General features: G+C 42.8%; 13 protein-coding genes. 8 read left to right on the top strand and 5 right to left on the bottom strand.

The window, feature by feature from the left end; all coding sequences use genetic code 11:
- Window positions 1–75 precede the first annotated feature (75 nt).
- Entirely contained in the window at window positions 76–804 is a 729-nt protein-coding gene (cysZ, locus tag ACEN2L_RS11060; protein ID WP_441743708.1) for a sulfate transporter CysZ, read from the top strand.
- Window positions 805–849: 45 nt separating this feature from the next.
- Here cysZ and ACEN2L_RS11055 read toward each other — a convergent pair whose 3' ends face one another.
- Window positions 850–1,236, bottom strand: a complete 387-nt coding sequence (locus ACEN2L_RS11055; protein WP_441743705.1) for a PAS domain-containing protein — start codon at window positions 1,234–1,236, stop codon at window positions 850–852.
- A gap of 53 nt (window positions 1,237–1,289) precedes the next feature.
- Entirely contained in the window at window positions 1,290–2,345 is a 1,056-nt protein-coding gene (locus tag ACEN2L_RS11050) for a 2-dehydropantoate 2-reductase (RefSeq protein ID WP_441743703.1), read from the bottom strand.
- Between the two features lie 163 nt (window positions 2,346–2,508).
- Here ACEN2L_RS11050 and ACEN2L_RS11045 point away from each other — a divergent pair, with 163 nt between their 5' ends.
- From ACEN2L_RS11045 to nhaD, 6 genes are all read left to right on the top strand, one after another.
- Window positions 2,509–3,615 (top strand): SGNH/GDSL hydrolase family protein, encoded by a 1,107-nt coding sequence (locus ACEN2L_RS11045; RefSeq protein WP_441743702.1) that lies wholly within the window; start codon window positions 2,509–2,511, stop codon window positions 3,613–3,615.
- 483 nt (window positions 3,616–4,098) lie between these two features.
- On the top strand, window positions 4,099–5,010 hold the full coding sequence (locus tag ACEN2L_RS11040) for an aspartyl protease family protein (protein WP_441743700.1): 912 nt from the start codon (window positions 4,099–4,101) through the stop codon (window positions 5,008–5,010).
- A 426-nt stretch (window positions 5,011–5,436) separates the two neighbouring features.
- Window positions 5,437–6,678, top strand: a complete 1,242-nt coding sequence (locus tag ACEN2L_RS11035; protein ID WP_441743698.1) for a diguanylate cyclase — start codon at window positions 5,437–5,439, stop codon at window positions 6,676–6,678.
- Window positions 6,678–7,970 (top strand): glycosyltransferase family 4 protein, encoded by a 1,293-nt coding sequence (locus tag ACEN2L_RS11030; RefSeq protein ID WP_441743697.1) that lies wholly within the window; start codon window positions 6,678–6,680, stop codon window positions 7,968–7,970. Before ACEN2L_RS11035 ends, ACEN2L_RS11030 begins: the two co-directional genes overlap by 1 nt.
- Before the next feature lie 344 nt (window positions 7,971–8,314).
- Entirely contained in the window at window positions 8,315–9,568 is a 1,254-nt protein-coding gene (locus tag ACEN2L_RS11025) for a polysaccharide lyase family 7 protein (protein ID WP_441743695.1), read from the top strand.
- A gap of 146 nt (window positions 9,569–9,714) precedes the next feature.
- Complete coding sequence (nhaD, locus tag ACEN2L_RS11020; RefSeq protein WP_441743693.1) at window positions 9,715–10,959, top strand: sodium:proton antiporter NhaD; 1,245 nt, start codon at window positions 9,715–9,717, stop codon at window positions 10,957–10,959.
- A 41-nt stretch (window positions 10,960–11,000) separates the two neighbouring features.
- Here nhaD and ACEN2L_RS11015 read toward each other — a convergent pair whose 3' ends face one another.
- From ACEN2L_RS11015 to ACEN2L_RS11005, 3 genes are read right to left on the bottom strand one after another with little or no spacing between them, the layout of a single operon-like run.
- Entirely contained in the window at window positions 11,001–11,732 is a 732-nt protein-coding gene (locus ACEN2L_RS11015; protein WP_441743691.1) for a gluconate 2-dehydrogenase subunit 3 family protein, read from the bottom strand.
- 1 nt (window position 11,733) lies between these two features.
- Window positions 11,734–13,416: a GMC family oxidoreductase gene (locus tag ACEN2L_RS11010; RefSeq protein ID WP_441743689.1), complete on the bottom strand. Its 1,683-nt coding sequence runs from the start codon at window positions 13,414–13,416 to the stop codon at window positions 11,734–11,736.
- 10 nt (window positions 13,417–13,426) lie between these two features.
- On the bottom strand, window positions 13,427–14,122 hold the full coding sequence (locus tag ACEN2L_RS11005; RefSeq protein ID WP_441743687.1) for a 3-keto-disaccharide hydrolase: 696 nt from the start codon (window positions 14,120–14,122) through the stop codon (window positions 13,427–13,429).
- A 309-nt stretch (window positions 14,123–14,431) separates the two neighbouring features.
- On the opposite strand from ACEN2L_RS11005, the gene ACEN2L_RS11000 reads away from it, so the two are divergent.
- Window positions 14,432–14,674 carry a YgaP family membrane protein gene (locus ACEN2L_RS11000; RefSeq protein ID WP_441743685.1) on the top strand — a complete coding sequence of 81 codons (243 nt, stop codon included), beginning with the start codon at window positions 14,432–14,434 and terminating at the stop codon, window positions 14,672–14,674.
- The last annotated feature ends 4 nt before the right edge of the window (window positions 14,675–14,678 follow it).

Raw genomic sequence — 14,678 nt, 5'->3', positions numbered from 1 at the left:
TATACTTGGGTTGGTTAATGACCTTATATTTTCCACTGCGACAGCTTCGCACTTTATCAAGTTAGAGGGAACATCGTGCATTATTTTTTTCAAGGTTTTAGTTTGATTACCACAAAGGGACTGAAGCGTTTCGTCTTTATCCCCCTTGTGGTCAATTTATTGCTTTTTGCTACCGCATTCTATTTTTTGTTTGGTCAAATTAGTGAAAGCATCGTGTGGGTGGTCGATCTAATTCCTGATTGGCAATGGCTTAGCTGGTTAAAAGAAGGCTTGAGCTACATCATTTGGCCTATTGCCGTTATCAGTATTTTGCTGGTCTTCGCGCTTATTTTTGGCACCTTGGCCAATTGGATTGCCGCGCCCTTTAACGGCTTGTTAGCTGAAAAAGTAGAGCTGCATTTAACGGGGCAAAGTTTAGGGGATTCGGGACTGGTTGATATTGTAAAAGACATACCTCGTACTTTTGGTAGGGAAATGTCTAAATTTACCTATTACATTCCAAGAGCCATTGGCTTTTTACTTTTGTTTTTTATCCTGCCGGTTTTTGGACAAATTTTATGGTTTTTATTCAGTGCCTGGATGATGGCTATACAATATTGTGACTACGCTTTTGACAATCACAAAGTCGATTTTAATCGCATGCGGCGCACTCTGCATGCCAGCCGTGGTAACTCTTTTAGTTTTGGTATTGCGGTGAGTATTGGTTCGATGATCCCCTTAGTTAACTTTTTAGTGATGCCTGTTGCCGTGTGTGGAGCCACTGCAATGTGGGTGGATGATCTTCGACATAAGGTTCGAGACTAAATGCCTTGGTGTGCCAAAAAATTCACTGGCACACCATACGCTTGCTCAGGCTACACGAGTAAATACCGATACCTTGCAGCCTTCATTTAAATAGTCATCAAGCAAGGTTGAAACTTTATAACGCGTTATATCACCATATTTAGTGACAATATTAACCACAATGCTAACGGTTTTTTCATTGTTATCCGCTGCATTACTCGTGACTAATTCCCACTGCCGTTCAACTACCTTACGATAGTCTTCATCAGGATAGGCCTTGGTCCACCACGTGTTTTTATCTGGAATGTCGTTTATATCCCAGCCTAATTCGTCTAAAAAACATTGATTAATATAAACAATTGCCGCATTGGTGCTATTTTCAATGGACTTTGTAATGGCAATGGGGACCGGCATAAGCTCAAACAGTTCGGTGTGAAATGTGCTTTGGTTCATATCCTTACGCCCTTTCTAATTATCTACAGCTGACTTTACAAAAGCTAAGATGACTAATCCAACATTTTTAGTAGTCTAATTCCATCAATCGGCGGCTGCCTATCTTTATTTTCACCCTGTATTTTTATACCTTTTATAAGTGCAATGATTTTTTGATTAGCAGCCGTATCAATATTTAGCCTCCTTGCTTGTTCAACAATGGCGCCATTTAAATAATCAATTTCTGTTGATTTATTTTGAGATACATCCCACCACATTGAAGTACGAACCTTGGGGTCAATCGCCAGCATGGTGTTAGCTACCCGTTTAAACAAAAAGTCAGGCAAACTCAGTACGGCAGGTAACCAGTGGGCAGGCAAGGAGGTAACTTTGGGTAAGACAATCGACATTGCATCAGTGACTGCAAGTAATTCACGCATTAATTTAGCGATAACCAAGCGATAAGCCCGTTGCTCTAACATTGCTTTTACCGGTATATCAGCCAAAGCATTAATACTGTTACCCAGATTAAGTTGTAACTTTGCCCACAACAAAGCCGACATATCATGGCTATTTGTGACCTGCAGAAAATCGCATTGCATGTTATTCATTAGCCCCTGAACTACCCGCTCAGTTGCTGGTATAGACTCAATGGTCAGCGTCCCCTGAGAGCCACGATGATAGTGCCCTGCGTTTAGCTCAACCACGTTGAAAGGCACCATAACACGCAAAACAATGTTGTTAGGAAATGCCTGTTTAACCATCGCCTCAGAGCCTAAACCATTTTGACAGCAAAAAATCACGGTCTGTTTACTCACATAAGGAGCCATGTCTTTCACTGCTTGTTCAATACCAGTGCATTTAACCGTTAGCCATAAAAAATCAATTTCTGTTAAGGCGTTTTTTGAATTTTGTCCTATGAATTTTAAAGAGATAGCGGGACTTTTATGTCCTAGGTAATCTGTTAATGTAATTCCCTCAGACAATTTTTTTTGAATAAGCGGCCGGCAAACCAGAAAGGCACTCAAACCGACGTGAGACAACACACCACCTAAATAACAGCCAATTAAACCAGCGCCAAAGACAAGATGGTGGCTTTTTTTCTCGGAGTTCTTCGTTGCTTCTTTCATCACTCAATCAAACTGGTAAAATTTGAGCGTATCACAGTTCACGTACTGCACAGATCAAATAAAAGCAAAAAATCGCGTTTATGTTTTTTGCTTAGGGTTTCCGTTTTTTTCTTAAATGTTTTAGATTGAAAGCTTCTAAAGATGTTTATTTGCTTGGATACTTATGCCTAAAAAATTGATGTTGCCCACCCTATTTTGCAAAAATGCCACTGCCATCCTGTTATTAAGTATTGCTTCGTCTCAACTTCTGGCTGCGCAATTCTTTCCTGCGCGCGACAACCATTATGTTTACAGCGGCCGCATCGATTTTAGTCAAGCTGATAGCCCATTGGTGACGTGGCCTGGCACCAGCATTAAAGCCAATTTTAGTGGTTCTTCACTCTCTGTCGTGTTAGATGACGAGAAAGGCCAAAACTACTTCAACATCATCATCGATAATGACATTGAGTCACCTTATGTGCTGCAGGCTAAACAAGGATTACATACTTATACGATTAGCACTGCGCTGAATCAAGGAGGCCACAGTGTTGAGATATACAAACGCACTGAAGGCGAAGAAGGCGGCACACGGTTTAAGGGAATTGAAATCGTAGACGGTGCCACTATGCTGCCACCGCCACAAAAACCCAAACGACGAATAGAAATCTATGGTGATTCAATCACCAGTGGTATGGGTAATGAAGGCGCGGATAATGGCCCTGATCATCTAAAATCCGACAAAAACAACTATCTCGCCTATGGCGCAATTGCCGCCAGAGAGCTAAATGCAGAGTTACATACAATTTCACAAAGCGGGATTGGCGTCATGATCAGCTGGTTTGACTTTATTATGCCGCAGTTTTTCGACCAGCTAAGTGGGGTGGGTAACAATGATACTCAATGGGATTTTACCCAATGGACCCCCGATGTCGTGTTAATAAACCTGATGCAAAATGATAAGTGGCTGATTGATCGGGAAAAACGTTTACACCCCCTCCCTTCCGACGAAGAACGAGTGACTCATTATCAACAATTTGTCAGAAGCATTCGCGCTCGTTACCCCAATGCGCAAATTATTTGTGCGTTAGGCAGTATGGACGCCACACAGGACGCTAAATGGCCCAATTACGTGCGCCAAGCTGTGAGTAATATGCGCCAAGCAGGTGACAATAAAATTGATACTTTGTTTTTCGATTTTACTGGTTACGGCCAACATCCTCGAGTAGCCCAGCACCGCGCCAACGCGACAAAACTGAGTGCATTTATTCGTAAGAAAATGCAGTGGGACTAAGCAACTTTTTGGCAGCTTAGGTGAAGGTTTTTAACTAGGTGGAAAGTCATCTAAGGGCTAAATACGGCTGTCCACGTTCTACCCAGTAAACAAACCCCATTAGCAGAAAAAATATAGCCAAGGCATACCCTGAGTTTGGGAAATTTAGCAGTATACTTTTTTAGTATTTGTTAGCTATAAACGCAAAACGGACACTAACTAAATGGCGGTTACACAGAATCTAATACAGGCTTATAAATTACAGTAGTTAGATTTGATCTGACATTTAAAAGTAAGTGCTATTTAACTACTCTGACAGTCAACGTTGTGCCAAAAGCGGCCAGTCATGGCTTGTTGGCCAACTTAGCGGTTAAAGCAGAAAGCGGACATAAGATAAATTGATGTAAAAATAACCTCAGCGAAACAATTTCGAACCATTGAAAGTTGGGAACCAACATAGAAAGCTAGACTCTCATAGCTTTAAAAATAAAAAAGGAACTTTGCTTGAAAAATTTCATATCATTTATGTTCGCTATTTCGTTAGCCTTTCCACATTTGCTAAATGCAAAAATGCAGGTTATTCCTCTCCATAAAACTCATGAAGGTTATTTTGAAATAGACGCATCGATAAATCAGGTTAACGCAAAATTTATTCTTGATACTGGTGCAACGGGTACCGTAGTTGATACTAATAAACTTAGTGTTTTTGGCATAATTAAAGGTAAAGAAAAAATTGATGGTGTGGCTATTGGTGACGAAGAAACAGGAATAATTGAAACATTTTCTGTTGACATATCACAATTTTCGATTGGACAAACACAGTTGAATATTAAATCTATTTATTCTAATGATTCTTCTGGAAGATTTGCTCCTGATGTCATGGGACTTATTGGTTATGATGCTCTTTCCCATTTGAACGCTTTGTTGGATGTAAAAAAAGCACAACTGCTTATCCCAGAAAATAAAGATGACATTGAGATATTGCTGAGCAAATCAACCACTGCTCATTATGAAACTATTGAACTACACAAATCACCAATGGGGTTTAATTTTGTTGATATTCAGTTGAGTGGAAATATCGCTAGACTCCTTGTCGATACTGGCGCTCCTGAACTAATTTTGGATGAGTCTGCTTTAATCCAATACGGTTTTCAGTTAGAAAATCATCCTACCGCTAAAACTGTTGTTGCCGAGGGTGTTGAGCTACCGATGAAGGTATTTAGAAATGGGAAAGTTTTGATTGGTAATGAAATGGTTATCGATGATTTCCTGATTACTGACTTTTCAGCATTAATGAATGCCGTCAACGTTGAAGGCCAACCCCCCCTGATTGGAATATTAGGCAATAAACACTTGGTTCAACTGAACAGTATTATTGATATAGCAAATGCTAAACTTTTCATTAAAAGCCCATAGTGAAAGGCTGCTTGATAAGGCAACCGTTTTTAGTGGCTAAGCCTTGATTTCGAATGTTATGAACAGACCGCTACCTCAGTAGAACAGATCGTGGTGCAAAGAAACCTGACAGTCCGTTTTTCGCTCATTTTAAACTGTCAGGCTTAGTCTAAATCTAATTTTAAAATCGTCATATTGAGTGTGGACTAATCCAGTAGGTACTAATCCAGTAGGTACTAATCCATTAGGTAAAATAACTTTAAAGATATCCTCGATTACTGGTTAGGGTAGAGTTTATTGTGCTGTTATCCTAGTTAATACAATTTCCATTAAAGCGCTTACGCAAAATGCGCTGAGGGACAGATTAAATGCAATTGACTTTGGACTTCGCTTTACTCTTTCATCTACAATACGCTTTCTTTTCAATCCTTTGAGTTGTTATTCGTGGTGTTTGCATCTGTCCTGCAGGGTTTGTCTCGTCTTTTTACATTAGGCTTTTTACCTCTTATCCTTTTAGCAAGTTCATGCACCCTATTTTTTTTATATCCTCAGTTAATCAGTAGTACATTTACCCGCCTACCTTGGCTACCCGCTATTTGCCTTGGTATTGCCGCCCTTATTGCATGGCAATTTGGACGCAGCCGTTTGGTGTGGTTAAGCTTAGTACTCTTTTTTATCCTACAAACAATTGAGCCGCACTGGCCGGCGAGTGACAGTTTAATTTTCGCCAGAAGTAGTTTTATTCTTGTGATGTTGGGCTGGTTAATGCTGGATATTGACCGCGGCTTTTCGTTGCGTAATTTGATCTATAGCTTCTTGATTTTGGGCTGTGCCGGGCTTGTCGCAGTCTGGCTATTGCCTCTGGTCACTGCAGCACCTATGGTGCAGCAATATGTTGTTATGCCCAGCACAAGCTGGTTGTTTACCTTGTGGCCCCGTTTTTATCAGTGGTATACGCCTAGCGACGTGATGCTTATTTTAATCAGCGCTACTATAGCTTGTATCATGTTAGTGATACGTCTCACTAACAGCCAAGTGATCTTGGTGTTAAGTTGGCTAGCTTGTTTAGTGTTACTTGCTGTTGCTGAGCAAACACTCAATCAAGTAATGGTCTGTACTTTGGCAGTAATTATTGCTTACGCGGTTATTCGAGATAGTTTTTTCATGGCATATAAGGATGAACTGACTGGTATCCCTTCGCGGCGCGCGCTAATGCAAAAAGTCGATACCTTGGGCCGAAAATATACATTGGTAATGTCTGATATTGATCATTTCAAAAAGTTTAATGATACCTATGGACACGATGTGGGTGATGAGGTACTCAAACTCGTTGCCAGTAAACTGTCAAAGGTGAGCGGCGGTGGGCAGGCTTTTCGCTTTGGTGGCGAAGAATTTGTTCTATTGTTTGCCAATAAAACACCCGAGCAAGTTCTGCCACATATTGAAGCGATCCGCTGCCTGATAGCGGACTACGACATTGCATTACGCTCTCAGCCACGCCCTGCTAAAAAGCCCGGTGGTAAACCTCAAATAGCCGCTAAAAATAAAATCGTAAACGTTACCAGCAGTTTTGGCGTGGCACAAAAATCCACACTTTACCGTGATTTTAACGCTGTTATGAAACAAGCAGATATTGCCCTGTATGCCGCGAAAAAAGCCGGGCGAAACTGTGTAAAGGTATCCAAATAATGAATAAGCCGATTCACGTTTTAGTATTAGGGTATGTATGGCCAGAGCCAAATTCGTCAGCTGCCGGTAAACACATGTTGAGTTTACTTAACACATTTCAACAGGCAGGTTGGCACATCACCTTTGCAAGTCCAGCTGTGCAAGGTGATCATAAAATAGACCTCAAGGCCATGGGGATAAGCGAGCACACCATTGCTCTGAATTGCAGTAGCTTTGATGTATTCATTCGACAATTACAGCCCGATATCGTCCTATTCGATCGCTTTATGCTTGAAGAACAATTTGGTTGGCGTGTAGCACAGCACTGCCCGAATGCCCTGCGTGTACTAGATACCGAAGACTTGCATTCACTGAGAAATGCTCGTCATCAAGCCCTAAAACAAGAGCGAGAACTCAACACCATTGATTTCAACAGTGAGTTAGCTAAACGCGAAGTAGCGGCTATTTTTCGCTGTGATTTGGCTTTAATTATCTCTGATTTTGAATATCAGTTGTTGCAAGAACATTATCAAGTACCTGCTCGCTTACTATTACATTTACCTTTTATGCTGGCTTTGAGTCACCTCACTGAAAATGTATTGCCTTACGACCAACGCCAACACTTTATCTGCATGGGTAATTTTAGACACGAGCCTAATTGGGATGCTGTGTTGTGGCTTAAAAACACCATTTGGCCGCTGATCCGAAAAAACCTGCCCCAAGCAGAATTGCATGTATACGGCGCGTACCCGCCACCGAAGGCCACCCAACTGCATAATGTTAAACAAGGATTTTTGATCAAGGGCTGGGCACAAGACGCAGAGCAGGTTATGAAACATGCCAAAGTCTGTTTAGCCCCCTTACGTTTTGGTGCAGGTATCAAAGGGAAATTAAGCGAAGCCATGCTGTGCGGCACACCCAGCGTCACCACCACTATTGGCACAGAAGGTATGGGACACGCAGCGCAAAAAACAATCAATCCACTTGGTTTGCAGTGGCCCGGCGCCAGTATTGATTTTGATGTGGCACGACAAGATAAAACTGCCAGGGCTTTTGCAGAGGCTGCAGTGGCACTTTTTCAAGATCAAAAACGGTGGCAAGCGTGCCAACGTTTGGGTTTTAGCTGGCTTGAACAACATTTTGATCAACGGCAAATCCGCCCTAGTTTGTTGGCACGTATCAATGAGTTATTGCTCAACTTGAATAAACATCGAGGGCATAATTTTATTGGTCAGATGCTACAACATCATCAATTCAAAAGTACGCAGTATATGGCTCAGTGGATAGAAGCAAAAAACAAGCCTCGTCAATGAGGGGCTAGAATTGGCCACCTTAATTCATCTCGCGTATTGATCTGAGTTTTGTGCCTCATTAAACATGGTGTCGTCCTCACACTGCGACGTAAAGCACAATCCGTACGCACATGAATATCCAAGAGCAGCGGATGAACGACTCAACTATTTACCCTTCTACTGAGAAGCCGACACTTTTTACCCATAACATTTGGTCAACAAAATCATTGACACCACGCAACATTTGGTTAACCATTAGAATCCAAAATAACACTATTGGTAATACCAACAAGCATAACCAAAACATATAACTTTTATCCACAGCAGAACAGAGCTAAAAGAGATATGACGGTCAACGAGTCCCTATGCAAAAACATTCTTCACCTAACATTCGTGTGGGCCTCAGCCTATTGTTGAGTACTTTGTTTATTGGTTGCGGCAGCAGTGCCGAGTCCACTAAAAGTGAAACACCCGCGTTTACACCAGCACCAACACCAACAATATGCAGCACCTCAAACCCACTCGTCATTGTTTCAGCCTCAGATGAAGGCTCGCTAGATAACAAAGGACCGTTAAACGCCATTGATGGTGACACCACCAATACATCTCGATGGGCGTCGAATGGAATAGGTAAAACAATCACCTTTGACTTAGGTGAAGAGTCTACAATTCGGGATATGAATATTCAGTGGTATCAAGGCAATTTACATCAGTATCACTTTGCTATACATACATCGACTAACAACCTTGACTGGACATCCGTACTGAGTGACGCCCACTCCAGTGGCGCCGTTGCGGCCTTTGAGTGGCTTGAATTAGTCGATAGCTCAGCACGATATTTACGCTTAACTGGGTCAGGAAACAGCAGCTCAGCGTTAAATAGCATCGTTGAAGTGCAAATAAATGGTTGTGGTAGCCTCGCCCCGCAGATGAACTCAAGTCCAGATATTCCAACTCAATCGTCTATCGACATGAGCCTTTGGGATAACGAAGGCGGCAACCCCTTGGTGGGCAATGACTATGTTTTTGATGCGTTAAAAGCACAGTATGTCTCGCCAAATGGTTCAGGGTGGCGTCACGAATTAAAGATTAAAAAAGACTTACGAGTGGCAATGACCGAGGTTGATGAAACCTTTTACGCCAATGTAAGCGCGACGTTATCGGTGGGCGCTAAACTCATCGTTGCTCAACATCATGGTGGCGACACAGGTACACTCGTAAAGGTATATATCGCCGATTCAAGGGAGTCTGGCTTTATTGACAGTGTCGCCAATAATGGCATATTTGATGTTTATGTCCGCTTAGCAAAACAGGACGGTTCAGGCGAAACGAAACATGCCCTAGGAACCATCCAAAGTGGCGATAATTTTGATTTGCGCATTATCAATAATTTTGGCTATGTCAGTGTATCCGCATTTGATCAAACAGTTAGTCAAAATGTGGCCGATAGTGCTGGCGCCTACTTTAAGTTTGGTAATTATTTGCAAGCTCAAGATGCTGCCACCTTGAGTAATATTGAAAACTCGGCTGACTGGGCACAATTTTATCAAGATGCTAATATCACCCAAAGTGAAGTGGTATTTTCTCGTGTGAATTACACGCGCCTATTTGAACAATAGCTTGCTTGTATTCTTTAAGTTATTGCAAGCGCTAATGACGAAATGCTTATGCCAAACAACGGTAGATTATAGCCTCAAACTAGTTGTATTCTTAAAGACTTGGCATAGAATGCCCCGCAAATTTACATGCCTTTCTGATGGTTTTTATGTTGCTCAATTATTTCCTTATCGGCCTGGCTGTCTTAGCCTTAGCCGGTGTCGTATTTGAAGAAGTCACCCATATAAACAAAGCCAAAGTCACTTTGTTTTTTGGCACTTTGTCTTGGATAAGTTTGTTTGTGTTTGCCCAAACCGAAGCTGACCGAGATCTCATTAATCATCATTTACGAGAAAACTTAGCGGATATATCCTCCTTATGGCTGTTTTTAGTCGCGGCCATGACCTTTGTCGCCTATCTGAATAAAAAGGGGTTTATTGAGAGTTTGTTGCACCGTGCAATGCCAGAATCCATCAGTGAAAGAAAACTGCTGTTTTTTACAGCCATATTTAGCTTTTTGTTTTCCTCTTTAGCAGACAACATCACAGCAACATTAGTGGCTATTACGCTAGTCTTGTCACTGAGTTTACCCCCTAATAAGACCATGCGATTTGCCGTATTAGTCGTTTTTGCGGTCAACTCAGGTGGCGTATCGTTAATTACCGGTGACGTTACAACCTTGATGATATTTTTGGCCAATAAGGTCAGCATCTTAAATTTATTTTGGCTATCACTGCCCTCTTTCATTGCTGTCATCGTCTTGGCGAGTTTGCTGAGTATTGGCATGAATGGCAAAGTCAGGATCAAACATAAACCCCGTCAAATTCGCAAACTCGATTACTGGATAGCGTCAATATTTTTAATCACGATCGTGAGCACAATTGTGGGTAATGTATTGTTTGCCATTCCACCGGTTCTGAGCTTTTTATCCGGATTGTCAGTGATGTTTTTAGTCGCGCATTTGTTTCAAGATAGCGATGATAAAGATCCTATTTTAGAATATATCCGCCACATAGAGTTTGATACCCTACTGTTTTTCCTAGGAATTTTATTGCTGGTGGGCATGTTAGAGCAAATTCATGCCTTAGACTTTTTAGTCAAGTTATACGAATTTTTGCCACCTGTTTACGCTAATTACATTATGGGTATTACATCGTCGGTAGTTGATAACGTGCCGCTGACTGCCGCGCTATTAAAAACCAATATCGATATGGAACTCACCTCGTGGTTAAGCCTGACCTATGCAGTGGGTGTAGGTGGCTCATTGTTAGTGATTGGTTCAGCCGCCGGTATTGTCACCATGAGTAAAGTACAAGGCCTAAGTTTTGTGCGGTATGCCAAATACAGCTTACTGTTGCTTTTTTCCTATACCTTGGGGTTTTCTATGGTGCTGGCACTCGCTTATGTGATTTAAGCAATAACATGGCGTGTTGACCACGCCATTTTATTTAGCGTTTACAGACTCAAACCCAATTGGGTTAACAGGGTATCTAGGTGGGCTTTAGCTTCTGTGGTGGGCCCCGGATAATCACCGCTGATTGGCACATTACCTTGATACCCTAAATCTTTACTGCCTTGTGGACTACAGAAAAACGCCGCAAGTACTAAACGTCTAAACGCAGCAAACGCCACGGCAGGTTTGCCAAATTCTAGCGACGAATGTGCCGATTTAAAGGCAATATCGTCAATGATTGTCATTTGCTCAGGTGCTGATAATTGAATAAATACCTGCTTTGAGCGCTGCAGCGCTTCGGTATTTAGCCAAGACAGCAGCGACATAATACTCAGTCTATCTTCCTGCTGCCTGCTATAAGGCGCACTCACCCACTCATTAATGACCTCAGGTACCTTTACCTCAGTTGCCGAAGGCACCATGAGTTCACGAGGCACAATTATATCTGCTAATACGGCCACTACATTGAGCTCATCCTCTTCGAGCAACAGGGGCCACGGCGATGTGGGAGGTACAATAAGACTCGGATCTTTACCATAACCCGGCGTTGTCACTGGAGCGAGTGTCAAATCAGGCCAATGCGCCGCCAGCGCGTGCTTGATATTTGTCTTCTTGTCACAGCTACTGAGCAAAGGAAATGCCGCTGTGGCAGATAATACCCCAATCCACTTTAGGGTTTGACGACGGGTTAAACTTGGCACGTAAGATGTCAGTGAATGGGGTTTATCAGCCATGTTATAACACTCCTTTATCTAACTGAGTCGCTAACCACGACGCGTTTCTCATGGCTAACGTCATGATGGTCAAGGTACAGTTTTTATGAGGATTTGATGCAAAAACGCCCGCATCCATCACAAATACATTGTCACAATCCCACGTTTGGCCCCACTGGTTTGTTACCGAATCACTGGGAGAATCCCCCATGCGAGTACTGCCTACTTCATGAATTATTTCGCCCCCCTTTGAAATCGCGGTTTTAGCATCGGGCAAGGGCTGACTAAAACTCGCTCCCATGGTTTCTAAAATGGCCTTTGCCGTTTTTAAACCATGCTCGACTTGCTTAAGCTCATGCTCAGACCATGCCCAGTGAAATTTTGCTACAGGGATGCCCCATTTGTCTTTGACCTCGTGATCAATTTCCATGTAACAGTGTTCATTTGGCAGCATCTCGCCTCTAAGACCAAGACCTACGTAGGCGCCATATTCTAATTTAACGGCGTCTTTTGCCATTTTTCCGTAACCATCAATATCGCCAGGTACGCCGGCGCCAGGCTCACCAAAACCGCTACCAATTTCAAAATGATAACCACGAGGAAAATCTAACGCCCCGTTTTCTTGCATTTTGTGGCCCCACCATGGAATAAACAGGTGATTAGCCGTATGCCCATCTTCGTTGTATATTGGCCGCCCTCTCAAGCCAGGAATAGACGCCCCTAACCACGCTCCAGTTGAATCCATAAGGTTACGGCCCACTTGGCCGCTTGAATTAGCCAAGCCATTAGGGTGTTGAGCACTTTTAGAATTTAATAGGATGCGCGCCGATTCACAGGCGCTTGCCGCAAGAACCACTATACGGGCATCAAGCTGATTGGTATTACCGCTAATTTTGTCCACAAAACTGACACCCATGACCAGCCCTTGTTCATCGACGTTTATTTCTTTCACCATGGCATTGGTAATAATGGTTAAATTGCCGGTGGCCTTGGCCATTGGAATTAAGGAAGTGGTGGTTTGAAATGCCGCGCCAATAGAGCAACCATTGCCACAGGGTGTTGCATAAAAGCAGGCGGCCCTGTCGTCTTTAGGCCGAGTGAGCACCGCTCGGTGCATCGGTGCGGTGGCAATACCCAATTTTTTAGCTGCCGCAGACAAGAGCAGTTCTGGAATACGAGGCTGGGGTGGCGTTTGTAAAATACCTTCGCCAGAATCAGGCATGTCATCTAAGCCCGTATTGGTGCCGCATACTCCCACCAACTCTTCAGTCAGATCATACCACGGTGCGAGTTCTTCATACTCAAATGGCCAGTCTGCACCTAATCCATCACGGGATTTACCTTTAAAATCATGGTGACTAAAACGCAGTGAAAAACGGCCCCAATGATTCGTGCGACCACCTAACATGCGCGCGCGCCACCACATAAATTCCGAGCCTTCAGCGGTGGTATAGGGCTCATCGGGCACAGACCAGCCACCATCAACCGTGGCATCATAGTAGCCAAAGTCTTTGTCACGAGTGCTTGCTCCCATCAACGGCGCTTCTGAGTTTCGTTTAAACATGGGGGTTTCTGTTTTGGGATCATAATCACGACCCGCTTCAAGCAGTAACACTTTATGGCCTGCTTTGCATAAGGTATAGGCTGCCATCGCACCGCCTGCTCCAGAGCCAATTACAATGATGTGTCCTGATTTATTCGTCATAGCTACATCCTTATAAGGATTTAATTTTTATATTTTTAAACGCAACTCGGTCACCGTGATCTTGTAAACCAATATAGCCTTGGGTATTGAGCCCGTAGTTCGGCCAATCTTTAAATTTGCTCTGGTCCAATGCCTGCAGCCATGCCTGTGAACCAATTTGTATATCCACGGTTTGCACCGAATTTTGCCACACTTGCAGATGCGTCCCTTTAAATACTATGCGCACATGGTTCCATTGCTCCGCAGGTAACTGAGATGCGGCTGAAGACGCTTGTAAGTCATACAATGAACCAGAACGACGGGTCGCTAATTTACTGTCAGGGTGACGCTGATTATCCAAAATTTGGATTTCTAAGGCGTGAGAATAGATATGTTTACCCCTTTCATCGGCGCGCACAAAAATGCCACTATTACCGCCTTCGGCTACATTCCAATCAAGCTGTAACTCAAAATCAGCGTATTGTGTGCGGCTGATAATATCACCAGCGTTTTTCTCACTTAACACCAGTTCATCCCCGATAATTGTCCAACCAGGGGCAATATCGCTTTGTTGATAATTGCGCCAATTGTCCACGCTGCTACCGTCAAAAAGATAGTGCCAATTAGATGGCGTTTCGCTGTTGTTTGTTTGCGTTGTTGCTGTGCATGCGCTCAACACGAATAACAGACTAAAAGTGACCAGAGCTTGTCGACAATAATCCTGCATATCTACCTCATTTGTTAAAAATTCGTTACGCAGTAGGCTAGCAAGACTTACCAACAAAAGCCGCAGCTAATACGCAAGCAACCAAAATAAATAAACTTAAAACCAGTAAACAGAAAAAACGAGAGTAGAGGCCAAACTGGTTAAAACTGGTCTCTCTCTCACAGGTAAAAACACGAAATACTCAGCAAAATATGGCCGTAACAAATTGATTTATCCTTTTTTTACACACATAGAAATAAGTTTGACTTAGATCAAAATTCCTTTTTATACCCAGCCTATACTCACTTTGAACTTACTTTTGAGGACATTATGATGAAACAAAACGTTGGTATTTTAGACACCGCTATTCGTGGCATTGCTGCGGTAATTTGTTTAGCTATTGCAGCAGAGTTAGCCCTGCCTTTAGCTGCTACTATCACCTTATTTGTGATGGGTATTTTGTTTTGGGCGTCTGCCAGTTTTGGTGTGTGTTTTTTATACAAGGCCTTAGGAATCGACACCTATCCAGGCGCAGGTCATGGTTTGTATCAATATTATCCGCGCAGCCATTGAGTTA

Origin of the sequence: Flavobacterium sp. W21_SRS_FM6, assembly GCF_052119645.1 — a bacterium.
GTDB lineage: Bacteria > Pseudomonadota > Gammaproteobacteria > Enterobacterales > Alteromonadaceae > Paraglaciecola.
Note: the sequence above shows the minus strand (reverse complement) of the source record. Positions and strands in the feature narration are given on the sequence as shown.